The organism is Shewanella sp. ISS20, from assembly GCF_056522965.1.
On the sequence record NZ_JAWRZK010000001.1, the window covers coordinates 3,847,180 to 3,867,956 of the forward strand.

General features: G+C 42.2%; 18 protein-coding genes. 14 read left to right on the forward strand and 4 right to left on the reverse strand.

Translation table 11 applies throughout. The features are described 5' to 3' along the window. The first annotated feature begins 23 nt into the window (after window positions 1-23). From ileS to AC1HDP_RS17620, 10 genes are all read left to right on the forward strand, one after another. Entirely contained in the window at window positions 24-2,846 is a 2,823-nt protein-coding gene (gene ileS / locus AC1HDP_RS17575) for an isoleucine--tRNA ligase (protein WP_479639753.1), read from the forward strand. A gap of 10 nt (window positions 2,847-2,856) precedes the next feature. Continuing rightward, entirely contained in the window at window positions 2,857-3,363 is a 507-nt protein-coding gene (gene lspA, locus AC1HDP_RS17580) for a signal peptidase II (RefSeq protein WP_479639754.1), read from the forward strand. Between the two features lie 10 nt (window positions 3,364-3,373). Then, a complete protein-coding gene (gene fkpB / locus AC1HDP_RS17585; RefSeq protein WP_140931614.1) occupies window positions 3,374-3,793 on the forward strand; it encodes an FKBP-type peptidyl-prolyl cis-trans isomerase in 420 nt (139 codons plus the stop codon). Between the two features lie 26 nt (window positions 3,794-3,819). Beyond that, complete coding sequence (ispH, locus tag AC1HDP_RS17590) at window positions 3,820-4,749, forward strand: 4-hydroxy-3-methylbut-2-enyl diphosphate reductase (RefSeq protein WP_479639917.1); 930 nt, start codon at window positions 3,820-3,822, stop codon at window positions 4,747-4,749. Between the two features lie 224 nt (window positions 4,750-4,973). Beyond that, window positions 4,974-5,513, forward strand: coding sequence for a type IV pilus modification protein PilV (gene pilV, locus AC1HDP_RS17595; protein WP_479639755.1), 540 nt, complete (start codon window positions 4,974-4,976; stop codon window positions 5,511-5,513). Continuing rightward, complete coding sequence (locus tag AC1HDP_RS17600; RefSeq protein WP_479639756.1) at window positions 5,514-6,509, forward strand: PilW family protein; 996 nt, start codon at window positions 5,514-5,516, stop codon at window positions 6,507-6,509. A gap of 9 nt (window positions 6,510-6,518) precedes the next feature. Beyond that, window positions 6,519-6,947: a pilus assembly PilX family protein gene (locus AC1HDP_RS17605; RefSeq protein WP_479639918.1), complete on the forward strand. Its 429-nt coding sequence runs from the start codon at window positions 6,519-6,521 to the stop codon at window positions 6,945-6,947. Between the two features lie 14 nt (window positions 6,948-6,961). Continuing rightward, window positions 6,962-10,459, forward strand: a complete 3,498-nt coding sequence (locus tag AC1HDP_RS17610; protein ID WP_479639757.1) for a pilus assembly protein — start codon at window positions 6,962-6,964, stop codon at window positions 10,457-10,459. A 2-nt stretch (window positions 10,460-10,461) separates the two neighbouring features. Beyond that, complete coding sequence (locus tag AC1HDP_RS17615; RefSeq protein WP_479639758.1) at window positions 10,462-10,854, forward strand: type IV pilin protein; 393 nt, start codon at window positions 10,462-10,464, stop codon at window positions 10,852-10,854. Further along, the gene (locus AC1HDP_RS17620) at window positions 10,851-11,150 is read left to right on the forward strand and encodes a TapY2 family type IVa secretion system protein (RefSeq protein ID WP_479639759.1); all 300 of its coding nucleotides are present in this window, start codon (window positions 10,851-10,853) and stop codon (window positions 11,148-11,150) included. The genes AC1HDP_RS17615 and AC1HDP_RS17620 overlap by 4 nt, the downstream gene beginning before the upstream one ends. Before the next feature lie 228 nt (window positions 11,151-11,378). On the opposite strand, the gene AC1HDP_RS17625 is transcribed toward AC1HDP_RS17620, so the two are convergent. Next, window positions 11,379-11,873, reverse strand: a complete 495-nt coding sequence (locus AC1HDP_RS17625) for a GspH/FimT family pseudopilin (protein WP_479639760.1) — start codon at window positions 11,871-11,873, stop codon at window positions 11,379-11,381. Window positions 11,874-11,934: 61 nt separating this feature from the next. After that, window positions 11,935-12,450, reverse strand: coding sequence for a GspH/FimT family pseudopilin (locus tag AC1HDP_RS17630; RefSeq protein WP_479639761.1), 516 nt, complete (start codon window positions 12,448-12,450; stop codon window positions 11,935-11,937). A gap of 144 nt (window positions 12,451-12,594) precedes the next feature. On the opposite strand from AC1HDP_RS17630, the gene glnB reads away from it, so the two are divergent. Then, entirely contained in the window at window positions 12,595-12,933 is a 339-nt protein-coding gene (gene glnB, locus AC1HDP_RS17635; RefSeq protein WP_140931632.1) for a nitrogen regulatory protein P-II, read from the forward strand. 27 nt (window positions 12,934-12,960) lie between these two features. Here the strand turns inward: glnB and AC1HDP_RS17640 are convergent, their stop codons facing one another. Together AC1HDP_RS17640 and AC1HDP_RS17645 are read right to left on the reverse strand one after the other, a co-directional pair. After that, window positions 12,961-13,848, reverse strand: a complete 888-nt coding sequence (locus AC1HDP_RS17640) for a phospholipase A (RefSeq protein WP_479639762.1) — start codon at window positions 13,846-13,848, stop codon at window positions 12,961-12,963. A 75-nt stretch (window positions 13,849-13,923) separates the two neighbouring features. Next, window positions 13,924-14,949 (reverse strand): LacI family DNA-binding transcriptional regulator, encoded by a 1,026-nt coding sequence (locus tag AC1HDP_RS17645; protein WP_479639763.1) that lies wholly within the window; start codon window positions 14,947-14,949, stop codon window positions 13,924-13,926. Between the two features lie 403 nt (window positions 14,950-15,352). Here AC1HDP_RS17645 and AC1HDP_RS17650 point away from each other — a divergent pair, with 403 nt between their 5' ends. The 3 genes from AC1HDP_RS17650 to AC1HDP_RS17660 all read left to right on the forward strand — a co-directional run bounded on the left by AC1HDP_RS17650 (window position 15,353) and on the right by AC1HDP_RS17660 (window position 20,542). After that, window positions 15,353-17,989: a TonB-dependent receptor gene (locus AC1HDP_RS17650; protein WP_479639764.1), complete on the forward strand. Its 2,637-nt coding sequence runs from the start codon at window positions 15,353-15,355 to the stop codon at window positions 17,987-17,989. Window positions 17,990-18,101: 112 nt separating this feature from the next. After that, window positions 18,102-19,703 (forward strand): tryptophan halogenase family protein, encoded by a 1,602-nt coding sequence (locus tag AC1HDP_RS17655; protein WP_479639765.1) that lies wholly within the window; start codon window positions 18,102-18,104, stop codon window positions 19,701-19,703. 140 nt (window positions 19,704-19,843) lie between these two features. Further along, the gene (locus AC1HDP_RS17660; RefSeq protein WP_479639766.1) at window positions 19,844-20,542 is read left to right on the forward strand and encodes a SapC family protein; all 699 of its coding nucleotides are present in this window, start codon (window positions 19,844-19,846) and stop codon (window positions 20,540-20,542) included. The last annotated feature ends 235 nt before the right edge of the window (window positions 20,543-20,777 follow it).

A 20,777-nucleotide genomic window follows, 5' to 3' on the forward strand; every position in this document is an offset into this window, starting at 1 on the left:
GCTGAGTGAATGGTATGGGATCAATGAGCGACTATAAATCAACTTTGAATTTACCGGAAACCGAGTTTCCAATGCGTGGTAACCTTGCAAATCGCGAACCACTAATGCTGGAGCGCTGGACCTCAGAGCAGCTGTATCAGCAGATCCGTGACAGCCGTGCAGGTAAAAAACCGTTTATTTTGCACGACGGCCCTCCGTATGCCAACGGCAGCATTCATATTGGTCACTCGGTCAATAAAATCCTTAAAGATATTATTATCAAATCTAAGACCATGTCTGGCTTTGATGCTCCTTACGTGCCAGGTTGGGACTGTCATGGTCTACCAATCGAGCTGAAAGTTGAGCAAAAAGTAGGTAAGCCTGGTCAAAAAATCTCTGCCGCAGAATTTCGCGAAGAGTGCCGTAAATATGCGCGTACTCAAGTGGAAGGTCAGCGTGATGATTTTATCCGTTTAGGCGTGCTTGGTGATTGGCAGCATCCTTACCTCACCATGGATTTTGGCACTGAAGCGAATATCATTCGCTCATTATCAAAAGTGATTGAAAATGGTCACTTGCATAAAGGCGTTAAGCCAGTGCATTGGTGTACGGATTGCGGTTCAGCCTTAGCCGAAGCCGAAGTAGAATACGAAGATAAAACTTCGCCTGCTATCGATGTTGCTTTTGAAGCAACAGATAAGGCTGTAGTACTGGCTAAATTTGGCGTAAGTGATTACCCACATTCAGTAGCTATGGTGATTTGGACTACAACTCCTTGGACCTTACCGGCTAACCGCGGTTTATCATTAAGCCCAGAGCTTGACTACGTGTTAGTTGAGTTTGAGCAAGAGGGTGAGAAACGCGCTCTGATCTTGGCTGAAGTATTAGCCGAGACTTGTTTAACGCGTTATGGCGCTGAATCTCATCAGGTATTAGGCACTGTTAAAGGCCAAGAGCTTGAATTACTGCGCTTTAATCATCCTTTCTATGATTTTGATGTTCCAGCCATTTTAGGCGACCATGTCACTACTGATGCGGGTACTGGTATAGTGCATACTGCACCAGGTCACGGTCAAGACGACTTTGTTGTTGGTCAGAAATATGGTTTAGAAGTTGCGAACCCTGTAGCTGATAACGGTGTCTATAAAGCCGATACTGAAATCTTTGCCGGTCAGCATGTATTTAAAGCCAATGATGCCGTGGTTGAGTTATTGAAAGAAAAAGGCGTGTTGTTGCATCATCAAGCCTATCGTCATAGCTACCCACACTGCTGGCGCCATAAAACCCCAATCATTTTCCGCGCTACGCCGCAGTGGTTTATCTCTATGGATAACCAAGACTTACGTAAGCAAGCACTAGGTGAAATTGAGCAAACTCAGTGGATCCCTGATTGGGGACAAAGCCGTATTGAAAAGATGGTTGAAAACCGTCCTGATTGGTGTATTTCACGTCAACGCACTTGGGGTGTACCTATCACCTTGTTCGTTAACCGTGAAACTGAAGAATTGCACCCAGATAGCGTGGCGTTAATGGCGCGAGTTGCTAGCCGTGTTGAGCAGCAAGGCATTCAAGCATGGTGGGATCTTGATGCCAGCGAATTGTTAGGTGAAGACGCTGATAAGTATCGTAAAGTCACTGACACCTTAGATGTATGGTATGACTCAGGTTCTACTTTTGCCTCTGTGGTTGCCGCTCGTCCAGAGTTTAACGGTCATCCGGTGGATTTATACCTAGAAGGTTCAGATCAACACCGTGGCTGGTTCATGTCATCGTTAATGATTTCAACTGCGATGAATGGTAAAGCACCTTATAAGCAAGTGCTTACTCACGGTTTTACCGTTGATGGTAAAGGTCGCAAGATGTCTAAATCTATTGGTAACGTGATTGCTCCGCAAACTGTGACCAACAAGTTAGGCGCCGATATTCTGCGTTTGTGGGTTGCGGCTACCGATTATAGCGGTGAGATGACCGTTTCTGATGAGATCTTAAACCGTAGCGCTGATGCGTATCGCCGTATTCGTAACACTGCCCGTTTCTTATTGGCTAACCTCAATGGCTTTAACCCAGAAACCGATATGGTTGCTGTGGAAAGCATGGTGGCATTAGATCGTTGGGTTGTGCGCCGCGCGGCTAATTTGCAGCAAGAAATCATTGAAGCTTATGATAACTACAATTTCCATTCAGTCACTCAAAAGCTGATGCAGTTCTGTTCCGTTGAACTGGGTGCCTTCTATCTTGATATCATCAAAGATAGACAGTACACAGCTAAAGCTGAAAGCCATGCACGTCGCAGCTGTCAGTCGGCCTTATTCTTGATCAGTGAAGCTATGGTACGCTGGATTGCGCCAATTTTAAGCTTTACTGCTGATGAAATTTGGCAGTTGCTGCCAGGTGAGCGCGAAGCTTTTGTATTTACACAAGAATGGTATGAAGGCTTGCAAGCTATTACTCTTGAAAACGATTTGGCTGATGAATACTGGCAGCAATTGCTCAGCGTTCGCACCGAAGTAAACAAGGTGATTGAGCAAGCCCGTCGTGACAAGCGTTTAGGTGGTTCGTTAGAAGCTGACATTACCTTGTTTGCGGATGCCAAGCTGGCGGAGCAATTAGCTCGCATTGGTGATGAACTGCGTTTCGTACTTTTAACTTCAGCTGTGACTGTTGCTCCATTCGAGAATGCTCCACTGGATGCTATTGCCACTGAAATGGCGAGCCTTAAGTTACTGTTAGCTAAGAGTGAAGCACAGAAGTGTGAGCGTTGTTGGCACCATAAAGAAGAAGTGGGCACTATTGAAGCTCACCCAACCTTATGTCAACGCTGCGTCACCAACATCGATGGCGATGGCGAGACTCGCCAATTCGCATAAGGAAATAATCATGCCAATAAGCTGGAAAGACAGTGGTTTGCGTTGGTACTTTGTCGCGGTGCTGGTCTTTATTGCAGACCAGCTTTCAAAGCAATGGGTACTGGCCAACTTTTCACTGTATGAATCGATTAATTTATTGCCGTTTCTTAATTTCACTTATGTAAGAAATTATGGCGCTGCATTTAGTTTTTTAAGCGATGCTGGCGGTTGGCAGCGTTGGTTATTTGCCGCAGTGGCTGTAGGTTTCAGCTTAGTACTCACTTACTGGTTAAGACGTCAGTCTGCCAGTGAATGGCGTTTAAATTTAGCTTATACCTTAGTGATTGGTGGCGCGATTGGTAATCTTGTGGATCGCTTGATGCATGGTTATGTAGTCGACTTTATTGATTTTTATTGGAAAACTAGTCACTACCCAGCCTTTAATATTGCCGATTCCGCCATTTGTGTGGGCGCAGTATTAATGATTTTGGATGCGTTCAAGCAGCCGAAAGCCGAGGCCATTGAGTCTAAGTCGTAATCAAGGAGTAATGATGACAACTGCATTAGTGTGTCATATGAATATTTTGCTAGCGGATGGCAGTACGGCGGAAAGCACTAAAGTGTCAGGTAAGCCCACCAAATTAATACTGGGTGATGCGAGCTTAAGCCCTGCGTTTGAGGCCAATCTCCAAGGGCTTAATGTGGGTGAGCAAGTGACCTTTACTTTGGCGGCAGAGGATGCATTTGGGGCTGTAAATCCTGATGCTATCCACTACTTAGACCGCAGTCGCTTTCCAGCGGATATGGCGCTTGATGCGGGCGTTATTATTAGTTTTTCAGGCCCAGGTGGCAGTGAAATCCCTGGTATAGTTAGAGCCGTCGCGGGTGATTCAGTCACGGTTGATTTGAATCACCCATTAGCTGGCCATGAACTTACCTTTGAATTAGAAGTGTTGCAGGTACTGTAATGACAGCACGACTGGATGTGAAACAATTGGATATATTTTTGGCAAATCCGCGAGGGTTTTGCGCTGGAGTAGATAGAGCTATCAGCATAGTTGAACGTGCGCTAGAGTTATTTAATCCGCCGATTTACGTGCGTCATGAGGTGGTGCATAACCGCTACGTGGTGGATAACTTAAAACAACGTGGCGCGATTTTTGTTGATGAATTGCATCAAGTGCCCGACAACAGCATAGTCATTTTTAGTGCTCATGGTGTATCTCAAGCGGTAAGACTTGAAGCTAAAAAGCGCGGATTGAAAGTGTTTGATGCCACTTGTCCGTTAGTGACTAAGGTGCATTTACAAGTCACACGCGCAAGTCGCAAGGGCATTGAATGCATTCTTATTGGCCATGAGGGGCATCCAGAAGTGGAAGGCACCATGGGGCAATACGACAACCCTAATGGCGGCGTTTATTTGGTCGAATCACCTAAGGATGTTGCTAACTTAGTCGTTAAGAATCCAACTAATTTATGCTTCGTTACCCAAACGACTCTGTCGGTGGATGACACTATGGATATTATTGCTGCGCTGCAGCAAAAATTTCCGTCCATTGAAGGCCCGCGTAAAGACGACATTTGTTATGCCACTCAAAATCGTCAAGATGCGGTGCGTAAAATGGCTGACAGTGTCGACTTGTTATTAGTTGTTGGCTCTAAAAATAGCTCTAATTCCAATCGCTTGCGCGAATTAGCAGAGAAAGAAGGCACAGAAGCTTATTTAGTGGATAATGCCTCCGATATAGATAGCACTTGGTTTGTTAACGTCGCTCGTGTGGCAGTCACTGCTGGAGCATCAGCGCCTGAAGTGTTAGTTAAGCAAGTAGTCGATGCTATTGCTGCTATGGCGCCAAGTGTGATCACTGAAGTACAAGGACGTGAAGAAGATATCGTCTTTGCAGTCCCTGCAGAACTTAGGTAATTAATTGTTTTGTATAAAAAGAGACCGTAAGGTCTCTTTTTTTTGGCTGAAATTTATGTAAAAGCTCTAATGATGTATATGTAAATGATTGAAAGTAGCTGGTGAGTAATGCATTTGTTGTGTACCATTGATTAAGTGTTTTTTGTGTGTACAAATAACAGATTTTAAACATTATTTTGGTGTTGTGTCGTCAAGATAATGCCTAGTGACGGAGAGTTGACAGCATGAGTTCAGGTGTCAAAGGTTTTTCTTTAATCGAGGTACTCGTCGCATTAGTCATTTTGGTTGTGGGGCTCGTCGGTATATTCAATTTACATATAGTGGCTAAGCACGGCAGTTTTGAGTCTTATCAGCAGACCCAAGCCTCATATTATGCCAATGATATGATTAATCGCATGCGTTTAAATGTTAGCCAACTCGCTAATTATGATAATAACAGCCCATTTTCTGGAGTACCAACTGCCACAGCCAAGGATTGCAATACAGAGATATGTGCCCCGAATGACATGCTTGCCTGGGATATTTACGAATGGCAATCAGCTTTTACTGGAACGGCTGAAATCATCGGCAGTAAAAACTTGGGGGGGCTAGATGCACCTACGGCCTGTATCAATGTAAATGGCAATGATGTGTTGGTTGTTTTGGTTTGGCGTGGCATACGTGAGACGAAGATCGATACATCAAATATCAATGATATAGCAAGTAAATGTGCTGTAGATACTAAAAATCGGCGAATATTTTCTATGAAAACTGTGATTATTTAAATGAGAAATTCAATCAAATCCCATGAATTCCAGCCTGCGCAGCGCGGAATGTCTCTGGTTGAGTTAATGATTGCTATGGTCATTGGACTGTTTCTGACCGTAGGCGTATTTACTATGTTTAGCATGTCGTCATCCAATGTGACCACCACTAGTCAGTTCAACCAGTTACAGGAAAATGGACGAATTGCGTTAGCCATCATAGAGCGCGATATTAGCCAACTAGGATTCATGGGCGATATTACCGGCAGTGATTTAGTGATTGGTTCAAATACTAAGATAGATGCAGGTTCAGCAGTCTCTGGTGTAGATTGTATTGGTGAAGGTTTAAACAATGCCAGTCTGCCCGCCAATCAACCGGCACATTTCAGGCGATTATGGGGTTATGAGAGTGTTGGTACGACTAAGTTTACTTGTTTAGCAACATCAACAGTAAAATCGAAAACGGATGTTCTACAAATCAAGAGATTAGTTGGCCCCAGCGTAGTAGCAGGCAATGGAAGTAACTATTTTGTTACTGCGACTTCAAGCCAAGCAATATTTTTTAATACAGTCACACCAGCCACTGCATTAACTAATGCCAGAATTTGGGAATACCAACACCATGTATATTTTTTAGCTGATGACGCTACTGGCGTACCTTCATTAAGGCGAAAAACTCTAACGGCAACGGGTATGACTAATGATGAGCAGTTAGTTGAAGGCATTGAAAATATCCGTTTTCTTTATGGCGTTGATGATGATGGTGACCGCACTCCCGATCGATATCTCCCTGCGGCAGATGTCGAGTCAAAGATGTGGGATAATGAATCATTTCAGCGCTTAGTCGCAATAAAAGTGTTTATTTTAGTTCGTTCAGTTCAAGAAGATCGTACTTACTTGAACGATGTCACCTACCAGTTAGGGGACAAGACGATTGAACCGTTAAAGGATCACTATCGGCGTAAAGTTATGTCCACCACAATTATTCTCGAAAACCCTGTGTTGAGTCGGAGTTAAGCTATGTATATAAAGAAACAACAAGGTGTGGTGTTGTTTTTTGCACTGATAGTGTTGCTCATTATGACTGTGATAGGCGTATCTCTAGCCGTCAACTCAACTCAATCATTAAGAATGGCTGGCGCGGGGTCTGAGCGAATAGAAGCTAAGGCCATTGCTGATGGCGGTTTACAGTCAGTGATAGCCAAATATCAAGGGGTGTTATTTGCTAATTTAACAACTGTCACTAATGAAACGCTTTTTGATGGTAAGCAACAATTAACCCCACTTCCAGTTCCCGGGGGAAAAAATGTCGGGTGTCAACGCACAGCTAATGCCAGCGGAGCTAATGTCGTGAGCTGTCGTCGCTTTGAAATTAGTAGTACAAGGACTTTTGGCCGTGAGCAACTGGGTCAGTTAAGTGTGGTAGCAGGCATAGAGCAGCAAATTTTACCCTGAAGGATGAAAGTATCATGCTAAACAAATGGATTACTAGTATTTTAATGGTATTGACTGGCGTAAGTGGAGTGGTTTACGCAGATGATACCGAACTCTATTTGATGGATTCATCGGTTAGATCGGGTAAACGTCCTCAAGTGCTTTTTATTTTCGATAACTCCGGCAGTATGTCGACAGAAGATCAAAATGCTGTCTCAACTTATTGCTCGCAAGCTGATGAGACTCTGGGGAAATGTGATTATCCAGACGGTTTTGAAGATTATCTTGACGGCTATAGCGGCTATATTAATGAAAAAGGTACCTATTGGAACAGTGGTGGTATAGATAATACCAATATGATGCCAACACCAGAGAATCCTAAGGATAGTCGTCGTTTCTATGACGAAAATAATAATTGTAATAGCTCAATCAAAGCGTTAGCGACTAAAGGCCGTTATACCGGTTTTTTACGTGAGTTTAAAATAGATAGTTGGGATAATTTAGCCGATAATAATGGCTTCAATCAGAATAGTATTGTTGATTGTTATGAAGATATTTTAAATGCTGACCCGAAAAACCCAGGAAAAGATAAAGGCAAGGTGATTAATGATGGTTATCCCATCAATAATAAGAGTAATAAGTATACCAATAAGGCTGATGAAGCAGATAGACTAAACAGTCTCAATAATACTCAATTTGGTACAGGTCAGCCTGTGACCCTATACACAGCACATTATTTGGTATGGCATAAATGGGTGACGACGACCAGTGATGGCCAAAACAGCGGTGGTACCGGCACACGTCTTGATGTTGCTAAAGCAGCCTTAATTTCTGCTCTCGATGGTCTTGCCATTCCTATTGATGCAGGTCTAGCTGTATTTAATATTAATTACGATAAGGAAGGTATAGCTGATGGTGGGCGAATTGTATTTCCACTAACTGAAATGAATGTGGCGAAGAAAGCCGAGTTGACGAGTTTAATTAATGGTATGCCAGCTAAAACTAATACACCTTTATGTGAAACCTTATATGAAGCTCATCAATATTTTAGTGGTGCTCCAGTTACATTTGGTAATGATGATAAAGATTATAATAGCCTAAGCTATAGAAAGAACATGCCGCCAAATATTTTAATGAGTGGTAACTACACCAGTCCATTCAAAAAATGCCAAGATACTGCTTATGTTATTTATATTACCGATGGCGCGCCAACCTTAGACAAATCTGCCGATGATTTTATTAAAACATTAACTAATAATGCTGCAAATCGTACTGCTAATTATAGTGAATTTGCATTTACCAATGCTAATAACAATAAAGCAACTAGCTATATGCCAGCTTTGGCTGCTTATATGTATAACAATGACATAGTCGTTGGTAATAAAGATGCATCCGGAGTTGATAATAAGCAAAATATTCGCGTATTTACTATTGGATTTTCAGACGGTGCTGATGCCGCTGCTGCATTGCTTGAAGAAACGGCTTTTAGAGGGGGGAATCCTCGTGATAGTAAAGGCGTATCTAAGGGGTATTATGTTGCAAAAAACGGTCTTGATTTAGTCTCCGCATTAGATAATGCCTTAAAATCAATTGTGACTATCGATACATCATTTACTTCACCCAGCATCGCGAGCAATAACTTTGATAAGACTCAAACTTATAACTCGGCATATTTTGCTATGTTTTTACCAGGTAATGGTCCGCGTTGGGCGGGTAACCTTAAAAAGCTCAAAGTAAACTCTGCCGGTGAAATTGTGGGGCCGGGTGGTACGGCCAATGCTATCGATTCCAAAGGTAATATTTCAATTGAGACTTGTACCTATTGGAATTCTTGCCAAGGTTCTAATGATGGTAATAAGGTTCTTGCTGGCGGCGTGTTGCCGACCCTTATGAACCAGCTAAAAAATCGTAAAATCATTACTAATAGTGGTACTAGTTTGATTGATCTTAAGGCGTCATCCTTTAGTTCAAATTATTCAGTGGGGGATCAGGATTGGTTATATGGGGTAGATATCGATGATGATGATAATGATGATAGTTCGTCAGATGCTAGAGATGATATTATGGGCGATCCGCTGCATTCTAAACCATTAGCGATTAACTTTGGATCCGATGAAAAGACATTAGATGTACGCATTATTGTGGGTACTAACCAAGGTCTAGTACATATGTTCAAAGATTCTGACAAGGGGAGCGATGATTTTGCTGTCGGCTCAGTGACTGAGTCTTGGGCATTCTTACCTAATGAACTATGGGGAAATATTCCAAAATTACGTGAAAATCCAGCGACCGGGATTCATTCAGTGTATGGCATGGATTTGTCTCCTGTAGCCTATGTAAAAACGGCGAGCTCTGGTGTTATTGAGAAAGCACTGTTGTTTCTTGGTATGCGCAGTGGCGGCACTTCTTACTATGCATTAGACATCTCAAGGCCTGATTCTCCGACATTTAAATGGATGATCAATTCTAATGATTCGGATTTTATTGATTTAGGTGATACCTGGTCTCAACCCGTAGTAGCCTCAATTGCCGGCTTTAACGATCCCGTGTTAATTTTCGGTGGTGGCATGGCATCCGAGCAAGGTTCTGGTGAGGCGGTTTACATTATTAATGCCAATACCGGGTCACTAATCACTAAATTGACTGCTGATGGCATGGGGAGTATTGCTACTAAAGTAGCTGTGTTAGACAGTGATCACGATGGTAATACCGATAGAGTCTATGCAAGTGATATTACTGGTAATATTTGGCGTATGGATTTAACCGGTAATGACAAGACTAAATGGACCGTATTTAAGTTTGCCTCTATTGCTGATGCGGCACCTGATAATAGGATGTTTTTTTCTGAACCTGTAATTGCACAAACAGAATTTAGTAATGTGCATTCAGAAAATAATAAGTTAAGTTATCAAAAAGTTCCCTATGATGCTGTAACAATAGGTTCAGGTAATAGAAATCATCCGTTAGATTTAGCCACCAATGATAGATATTATGTTTTTCAAGATCGCTATGTGGCCACTCAAAAGTTTGAGCCAGGGAATTTTCCTACGACGTTAACTTCGTCTGATCTTTACTCGGTAACAAGTTCGGCGCCAACCACTGAAATAGACAATGTTGCTTTTGGTAAAAAGAGAGGTTGGTATTATGATTTTGGTGCTGCTGGAGAAAAAACTTTATCAGCGTCGCTAATTTTTGATGGCAAAGTTTATTTTACCTCTTTTGTGCCACCTGTTACTCAAACTGCCGATTTAAACCTTGGAATTTGTAGCTTCTCTGGTCAAGGTCGGTTATATGTTTTTGATCTACATAAAGGCACTCGAACCTCAAATCAACTTTATTATGAGTTAGGTGATAAAATCCCTGATACGCCACAGATAGTTATTCCTAAGCCGGAAGCGGGTGAAGAAAACAATGCTTATATTATTGGTGTTGGTAAGGGTGAATGTGAGAATGGTGAATGTTCTGGTACGATTGAATTAGGTAGTGGACTCACCATAAACAAAATTTATTATCATTTGAATGAGAACAATTAACCATGGGAACAGTAAAGGGTTTTACTCTAATCGAGCTGATGATAACTGTGGCAATTGTAGGCATATTAGCGGCTATTGCTTACCCATCATATATAGATTACATCACTAAAAGTGCGCGCTCTGAAGGTGTCGCAGCGGTAATGAAAGTGGTGAATTTGCAGGAACAGTATTATCTGGATAATCGTGTTTATGCTACTGATATGACAAAACTCGGTTTAAATAAAAGCCCTTTCATCACTGAGCACGGGCATTATAGTATTGCTTCCGCGGGCAGTAGTGATTTTACTATCACGGCCACGGCGCTAGGTGCACAAGCAAGCAGGGATAGTAATTGTAAAACAATCACCATGACTTCTGCAGGCATCACTGGACCATCGTCGGAGTGCTGGAAATGATAAAGTATATTATCGGTTTTATTTTTTGTACTATGTCTTATATATTAGTCGCGGCCAACATTGACGCTGCAGAGGATTATAAATGTCATATCAAGGTGGCAACGGGGGATAAAATTGTTTTTTATCGTTGGCAGTCAACAAGTGTCAATATCATGGTCGGCAATTTACCTGGAAAGCAATTGCGTGGTTCAGACGGTAATAAATTCTTTATAAAAGATGTGGTTGAATGTGTACAGTTAGGTAATGATTTCACCAATGAATTTAGTAAGCAGTTAGATGAAAATACTCCTAGATAATTTGGGAGTTATGTTTATCTTAAATGCTGCCTCGAATGCTTGGTTGGAGAATATTAAGTTGGTTAATCGTTTTATATTATGGATGTAATGCTTAAATAATCAGGATAGCATATGCAGTGGTGCGTGATATTTTATCTGAGGATTTATTAATTATATTATTTTTCGCAAATATGAGCTTGAATAGATTTGCATTGTTATGAATGGTAATAATTGATGGACTTAGGGGCGTTAGCAACCCGCCCCAGCATCACTATAAGAAATAATACCACCGACTTTGACTGTTACTGCTTTTGCTTCAGTCTTCTTGCCATTGGGACAATAAGTTAATGTAGCTCCATTAGATAATCCATCAGGGGAGAATGTCAGCAAGGCTACAGAGCCCTTTACTTTATCATTGGCATGGAAACCATCAATAGCTCGTAATGGCTTACTGATATTTTTATCGGTATAGACCCGTATTCCTTTACTCCAATCCGTTGTAGTTCCACAGGCATCAGCCGTAGCATAAGGGCAAACTTTAACAGTAGTTCCATAGCTAATCGCCTGGCTGCGAGCAAAAATGAGTGTATCGTGGACTTTTTCGATATTGCTATTTACTCGCATGCCTTCATAGAGGGAAACCAGTGATGGGGTGCCAATAGTTAGCAATATTGCAGCTATGGCAATTGTTATCATTAATTCAATTAAGGTAAAACCTAATCCAACGTAAGTCCGTATAATCATGATGTCCTCCAATGAACAGATTAAGTATACCTCACTGAGTTATAAAGTCATTGCGGATAGGTTAATCGCATTGTATCGAAGATGCATGACTACGTCTTATCCGTCCTGCATTGTTAATGATGAGTGCTTGTGAATTAGGGTTATCTTTGGCGTATGGGCAATAAGTTAATGTTCCATTGCTGCCTGAACTCAAACCACTGGACAGAAACCGTACTCTTTGGCGGTTAAATTGTACTGTGTCATTGGCATTAAACTCATTGATTACCATTAGGAGTTTATCGGCCCCATTTAATTGACCGTTAGCATCGACATCGATAAATACTGACATGCCTTTATTCCAGTCACTATGGCATTTATTGGCTATTATGGGGCATACAGTGACTTGAGTGCCAAAATTAATGGCATGGTTTCGAGCAAAATGTAAGGTTTGTTCTATCGTACTTATTTGACTGTTAGCGCGCTGCGCATGCCAAATCCCAGATAAATTGGGATAACTAACAGTTGCAACAATTGACACAATCAAAATAATTATGATTAATTCAATCAGGGTGAATCCTTGGTGACGAGATATCGACATGGGCATTTACCTTTGAGGCATCCAAGCGAAATCAGGTCCATTATTCAACCATTATTATAGATGCAGTTATCCAAATAAGGGGCTTTAGCAAACGTAAGCTAACTGGTAAGCTTTAGTCATATTGGTAAGTGGTTGGAGTGGGTGATGAAAAAAGTTGAGGCCGTGATTAAGCCTTTCAAATTGGATGATGTACGGGAAGCCTTGGCTGAAATAGGTATTACCGGCATGACAGTCTCAGAAGTGAAAGGTTTTGGTCGACAGAAAGGCCATACTGAGCTCTATCGCGGCGCTGAGTATATGGTCGATTTTTTACCTAAGGTAAAAATAGAACTAGTTATTCAAGACGATATGTTAGAGCAAGCCTTAGATGCGATTGTTGAAACTGCTCGCACTGGTAAAATTGGTGATGGCAAAATTTTCGTTACTGAAGTGGAACGAGTGATTCGAATTCGCACCGGTGAAGAAAACGAAGAGGCCGTGTAGGCCTCTTAGCATCTGGTATACATAGAGTTAGAAAGCAATGCCGATCCCAGCGGCATTGTCATAGTGGTTATAGTCTGAAATCGTCATGCCATAACCACTTTGCAAGGTGATGTAACCTTTAAACCCCTTATATAAAGGAAATTTCCAGCTAATTTCTTCATAGCCATTGGAAAATCCACTTTCTAGCAGATTTCTCAAGGTAAAACTTAATTGATGCTCACCCATATACCAATCGGCTTTGACTCGGCCATAACCTAAGTAATCACTAATGTCAGGGTTGTAGTTAGTGCTAGTGACATTAGCTCTAAACCAAGGTTTGATACTTAGTGTTACTTGATTGAAATCAAGTGAAAACTCCGCATAGACTCTGTTCCAACTGCGCTCATAAATTCCGCCTTTACCGTTCGATTGATGCTCAAAGCCTAGGCTGGTACTTTGCCATGTGGATTCATCTTTGCCGTGCAGCCAAGTCCAAAACAATTGCGGCTGATATTGGCTATCGCGAAAGTAGGCCGACTTATCATAAGCCTGCCAATTGGAAATTTGTGAGTAAGCCAGATAAAGGCCGTCATTATCAGTGAATAGATTGTTCGCTAGACCGTATTTAAGGCTAAATTGAAATTGAACATTGGTATTGCCGACATCGCCGCCATTGGGATTTTGTGGTCGATAATAATCTTGATTTAGCGACTGAGTTTGGAATACGGGTAATAAATAATTGGTATCAAATACGGTTAACTGATAAATATCCGTTGCAGGGGTAAGCCCTGCAACGCCATTAAATTTATGCTGTGGCAAGTGAGTTGGCGCTAACAGTTGGTCGTTGCCATTGCTGTTTTCATCTCTGCTATTGTCATGAGCCGCAAGTGGCAATGATAACAAGCAAATGGCGCAACTTATCAGGTATGGTTTCAATGGTTGGACTCCCTATTATTATATTTGTTAATAGGTTAGTCCAAATCTAATCATAATTTTGTTTATTGGTTTAATTTAATCTATAGGCACTGCCGTTGAATCCCTAAGTATGGGTTTAGGAATAAACATTTGGCCATCAAGGTGCTCGCGCCGACGGCATTTATTAATTAAGTTGCAGGTAGCCAGTTTGGCGATAGCTTGATTGGGTTGATGGACAGTGGTTAATTTGGGCCAGGTTTGTCTTGAAAATGGACTATCCTCGAAGCCGACTATGGATATTTGTTTTGGGATAGCAACCCCAGCTAAGCGCGCTGCAAATAGCGCTCCGGCGGCAATTTCATCATTACAGGCCACAATGGCTGTGGGAGCCGGACTTAAACTTAATAATCGATTAGCGCCAGCCACCCCAGATTCAAAATTATATTGGCCATCAATTAAATATTCTGGATACGTGGTTAATTGATGATGGGCTAAGGCTTCTAAAAATCCATCCAGCCGCTCTTTAGTGGATTGATGCTCAGGATCGCCACTTATAAAAGCAATACGCTGATGTCCGAGTTGAATTAAGTGCTCGGTAATGGCAATGGCGCCGACTTTATCATTGACTAGCACTTGTAAGCCATTGGCCACTATTTGTTGATCTAATTCTGAGGCGGCAATAATGCGTACATATTGGGTGCCTATGGCATCTAGCGCTGCTAACACTTGTGGGTTTTCTGATAGCGGTGGAGTAAGCACTAACCCTGCGAATTGAGTATGCATAACTAAGGCGGTTAATTCTTGGCAAATATCGCTACTGGTGGCATCGCAAGGATGGATTAGCAGTTCATAACCTTGCTCACGGCAAGCATTTAAAATACCGTTTTGCATATCAATAATATAGTAAGCGTTGGGGTTGTCATACACAAAGCCAATCACATAAGAGCTTGATGACGCTAAGTTTCGAGCCGAATGATTAGGTTGATAATCTAAAGCCTTAATTGCCGCATTCACTTTATCTATTGTGCTTTGCTTGACCTGCGGCTCATGATTAGTGACCCGTGAAACTGTTTTTATCGATACGCCCGCATACTTTGCTACATCATTTATGGTTACTTTCATCACTGAATTCTTGTTAGGTGCAATTTAGGTGCAGGCATAACGTCTGCCTAATGTAGTGTTACTCCTGGTCTTACCAGCAGGCCTTACCAGCGAGTGATGCATCACTATTGTCTTAATAGTCAGTATTTTACTCTTTAAATTCCCATCAAAATAGATCTCAACTCTCAAAATTAACATATTCATTACACTGCTTGGGTTAAGCACTTGTTTGTCAATAGTAATAATAAATTTCCGCATTCATTTATTAGCGCGTTAACGGTTAAATTTTTTATTCTTTTGGTTATTTTATTGTGGCGCGAGTGTTATTTGTTGTGTAATGTCTGCACAATCATGACAGCGTTGTCATTCTTTAGCGAATGGTTATGTACGAAAACAATAAAAACCGTATGGAAGGGAAATAAAGATGCAATCATCTAACCTAAAGAAAACCTTATTAGCCTCTAATATCGCTGTTCTGCTGAGCGGTGCAGTTGCTATGGGCGCTATGGCTGCGGAAGCTGAAACTAAAACCAAAACGGCTGATGCAGATATCGAAACCATTGAAGTCACAGGTATTCGAGCGTCACAGCAAGCCAGTTTGAACACTAAGCGTTTCTCTGATGCCGTAGTTGATGCTATTACTGCAGAAGACATTGGTCAGTTTCCTGATGGCGACATCGGTGAGTCGTTAGCCCGTATCCCTGGTATCACGGTTAATCGTCAATTTGGTCAGGGCCAACAGGTATCTATTCGTGGTGCTTCTAACCAATTAACTAATACCTTGCTCAATGGCCATGCCGTAGCATCTACCGGTTGGTACGATCAACAAGCGATTGACCGCAGTTTTAACTACAGCTTATTGCCACCAGAAGCCATAAGCTCGATTGAAGTTTATAAATCATCACAAGCTGATCTGCCAGAAGGTGGCGTTGGTGGTACTGTAATAGTTAATACCCGCAAGCCATTAGATGTGCAGGATAAAACTGCCTTCTTTAGCGCTAAAGGGGATTACGGCACTATTTCTGAGTCAACCGATCCTGAATTATCAGGTTTGTACTCATGGTCAAACGAAGATCAAACCTTTGGTATCTTAGGTTCTGCTTCTTATGCCAAAACGGATTATCAGCGTAATGGTGTTGAATCATTACTGGGCTGGGGCGAAATTGTTCCAACTACCTTTGAACAGCAACGTGAGCGTCAAGCTTATAACGTCGCTATGCAATATCGTCCAATGGACAACTTAGAGTTTGGTCTTAACATTTTAAGCCTGAACTTAGAGGCCGATAACGCTAACACTTCTATTTTCTTATTCCCGACACAGCAAGGCGACAGTACCTGTAACAGCGTCAATGCTGCTGGGGTTTGTACTTCAGTTGAACACAGCGGTAAAGACGCATTCGCTTGGGCACAAACGTGGGCACGTCAAGCTAGCATGAGCTCTGACACCTATAACTTTGATTTTAAATATGAAGGCATAGGTTATACCTTAGATGGTTTAATCGGTAACAGTAAGGCTGACGGCGGCACAGATTTAACTGCTAACTATGGTAACACCATCGGTAAATCCAGTGATTTCAAAGGCATTTATGATGCTACTGGTGATCAAATCTATATAGATATCGCCAACAAACACTTTGATGCTGCAGATTTTAATGGTCAAGTCGGCCCTGAGGGTTGGTCACTGAAAAAACAGCCAAACTCAGACGAAGAAACCTACGCTCAATTTAACGTGACGGTACCGGTTGATTTTGGTGCGATTAACAGCATTAAGTCTGGCGTGCGTTATGCCGACCATAAAGTAACCCAAACCACTGAAAAAGCATTGGTTACAGCTGCAAGCCTTGCAGGGGCTAGGGGCAATGCGAGTGACTATTATAATGGCACCATTTCATCGGGCGCAGGTTTTATATTACCTAAGCCTAATTATGATGCGATGATCAATGGCGCCAAATCAGCTATCACAGGGTTTGAACTGGATAAATCTGGTTATGGCACCTTAGATGAAAAGAACTTAGCTCTGTATGTGATGGCTAACTTTGAAGCCGAAGGCATACGCGGTAACTTTGGTCTGCGCTACATTTCAAGTGACGTTGAATCTGATTACTATGATTTAGATAAGAATGGCAAATTTGCCAATACCTTAAGTACCGATAAGCACGATTATAGCGATGTATTGCCAAGCATTAACGTCGCCTTTGATTTGGCACCCGATGTAATTTTACGTGCATCAGCTGCGCAAGTGATTTCTCGTCCTAACTATGCCGATTTGTTTGCCACTTCAACCTTACCAGGCTTAAACGATGGCACTCCTGGCAACGAAGTGGTTAACCAAGGCAGTGTGGTATTAGAGCCATTTAAAGCGACCCAAGCAGATTTGGGTATTGAATGGTATTTCAGTGCTGATGGTTTAGTGGCAGCAACTTATTTCATTAAAGATGTCAGCTCATTCTCAAGTACTCGTCAGCTGTTAAATCAGCAAATTGGTATCAATGACAATGACTTGATTGCAGCTGGTGGCAGTAGCTGTGGTGTTGGTGTATATGACTGCTGGACAGTCAGTGAGCGCTATAACGCCAATGGCGGCAAAATCGATGGTATTGAATTACAACTGCAAGACTCGTTTGATTCAGGCTTAGGTTACGCTGCAAACTATACCTATGCTAATGCGGTATCACCTGCTGAAAACTACCCAGATTTAGTGGGCGTATTCTCTGATTCCTCTAAGCACACAGTTAACTTAGTGGGTTTCTATGAAATGGAAGATTTTTCGGCGCGCTTAGCTTATAACTGGCGTAGTGAGTACATGATCCGTGAATTACCTGGCTTCTACGGTAACCGCGAACACCAACCTTATGGTCAAGTGGATTTTAGTGCCAACTATAACCTCACTGACTATATGACTTTAGTGTTTGAAGCGGTTAACTTAACGCAAGAAGATAGTATTCAAAAAGGTGTATCGCCACTGAATGCTGAAGTTAAGCCAGAGTTTATGGCTAACTATCCAGTATGGAGCTTTGAAGGCGAAGCGCGCTATAAGTTAGGCGTATCCTTAAGCTTCTAACTCTTCGCAGGATTGAGTCAGTGGTTATGGCGTGTTTAATTAGCCTTAACGCAATAGCGCTCTAATCAAAGCCCAGCATTTGCTGGGCTTTGTTATATGGGGAGAATTGATAATGACAATAACTAAAATTGCCATAGTGGGCGGCGGCACTGCCGGTTGGTTAGCGGCGAACCATTTAGGTAAAGCGTTAGCAGCGCGGCGCGATATTGAATTGACGTTAATTGAATCGCCGCAGGTGCCCACCATAGGAGTCGGGGAGGGCACAGTACCTGCTATTCGCCAATCGCTGCAATCTTTTGGCATTAGTGAAACTGAGTTTATTCGCAGCTGTGATGTCACCTTTAAGCAATCGATTAAATTTATTAACTGGCTAGATAAGTCGCGCCATGGCGAGCATTATGCTTATCATCATTTGTTTGATAGACCAAGTTCACCCCTTGATTTAACGCCGCTTTATTTAAGCCAACTGGCGCAATCTGAGCTATTACCCACCAGTTATGCATCCACAAACGCCTTGCCAACTGGCTCAGAACAAAACGCTGGTGGATTTAATGCAAGCTCAGCACATTACGCGCACTTAGTCTCTGCGCAGCATCAGTTATGCGAAAGTGGTAAAGCGCCTAAGTCTATTACCACTCCCGAATGGCAAGGAATAGCAGGGTACGCTTATCATCTTAATGCCCTTAAGTTTGCACAGCTTTTGGCCAGAAATGCGAAGCAAAGATTTAACGTTAACCATATACGAGCTCATATCGATAAGGTTGTACTAGGCGATGACGGTTTAATTTCAGGGCTTGTGACAGAGGAGCATGGGCTAGTTAATTTTGATTTTTATATTGATTGTAGCGGCACGGAATCCGTGTTGATGAAGGCGTTACACGTGCCCTTTATCAGTGTGGCAGATAGCTTGTTTGTCGATACAGCGTTAGCTATTCAAGTGCCTACCGCCGCACAGCAAGCGATACCGCCTTATACCTTAGCCACAGCCCATCAAGCGGGTTGGATTTGGGACATTGCCTTAACTGAGCGCCGCGGCGTTGGTTTAGTGTATTCATCGCGGTATATGAATGAAGACGAGGCAACCCTTAAGCTTCATCGTTATCTTGGTCCAAGCAGTTGTGACATGTCGTTTCGCAAAATAGCGATGAAGGTTGGCTATTTAGCTGAAAGTTGGCGTGGCAATTGTGTAGCATTGGGGCTAGCGCAAGGGTTTCTTGAGCCGCTTGAAGCCACTTCAATTATGCTTACCGATTTTTCGGCTAAGTTATTGGCCGAGCGATTACCACAAGATTGTGCGCAATTACCGTTATTGGCAGGGCGCTTTAATCAGGTAATGCTGCATGCTTGGCAGCGAGTGATAGATTTTGTCAAATTGCATTACTTTTTATCGGACCGCAGTGATAGTCAATTTTGGTTAGATAACCGCAATCCTGCGCATTTATCAGAGGAATTACAGCAACGTTTGCTGCTGTGGCAAACCTCAGTGCCTTTGAAATCAGATTTTTTCACCAAGTTTGAAGCTTTTGATTTAGAAAATTATTTATACGTGCTTTATGGGATGAAGTATCAGACTCAATTAAGCGGAGCCCCACCAGCAAGCCTTAGGCAACAAGCCGAAGACGTGCAGCAATTGGCTCGAAAATGGCTTGAATATTTGCCTGAACATAGGGATTTACTCGAACGCATTCATAAATATGGCTTACAAAAGAATTAATTTGCCTGTTCATGTTGCGTTAGTGTTGATTAACTTTTTATTTTTCTATAAAAACTAGGTATAACAGTGGCATCTTAGGCGTCTTTTTGTATAACAAGACGAGCCATCACCCCACCAATAATAGCTAAAGGGATTTTTTCATGACTCAAGCCATAAGCCTGCTCGATCATACTAAACATGGGCACTTAAAAATTGGTGCGCAAGATTTGTCGCACTTACATGATCAACATATAGTGCCTGTGACTTTGCACGAATTTCCACGCATCGCCGTGGAATTTCCCATTGTGTTTGTTAAAAACACTGAGACGGGTGAGTTTCAAGCTGTGGCTATGTTAGGCCTAAAGCCTGGGCAGAATTTATATGTTAACGATGGCCGCTGGTCAGGGTTATATCAGCCCCATGTAGTGCGTGATTATCCGCTGGGCTTAATATTAAACCCTGAGGTTGAAGATAAAGTGTGGATTGGTATTCGCGATACCAGTCCGATTGTCAACCAGAGCGAAGGCCAAGCCTTGTTTAATGGCGATAAAGAAACTGAATTTCTGGTGGCACGCAAAGAAGCCTTAATTAGTCATTTCCAGCAAGATCAAGTGACTAAGCATTTATTGGCTAAGTTAGCTGAACTGGAGTTATTGGAATCGCAAACCTTAACCGTTGAGATTAAGGGGGAAAAACGCAACATCAACGGTTTGTATCTTATCCGTGAGGCAAAACTCACCGAGCTCAGTGATGAGCAATTTATTGAGTTACGCCGCTTAGGCTTAATTGGCCCAATTTATAGCCACTTGACTTCGCTTAACCAAATTCAGCGCTTGGCACAAACTGAAGCCAGCTTATAACTCACGCTTAATTTAGGCAGTAAAAGCCGTGGCCACGCTACGGCTTTTTCATATGGTTTTTTGTCTTCGGAGGACTAATTTTTAGTCATTGATATCAACTTACGTATAGCAGTTTAGGTGTCACAAGGGGGGTCTTAGCCTGTTCACTGGGATTTATTTGCGTCTAAAAATCTAGGTGTTAATGATTTGCTTTTGTTGGTGAGATAATTGTAGAAATTTGTGTCGCGCTTGTGTA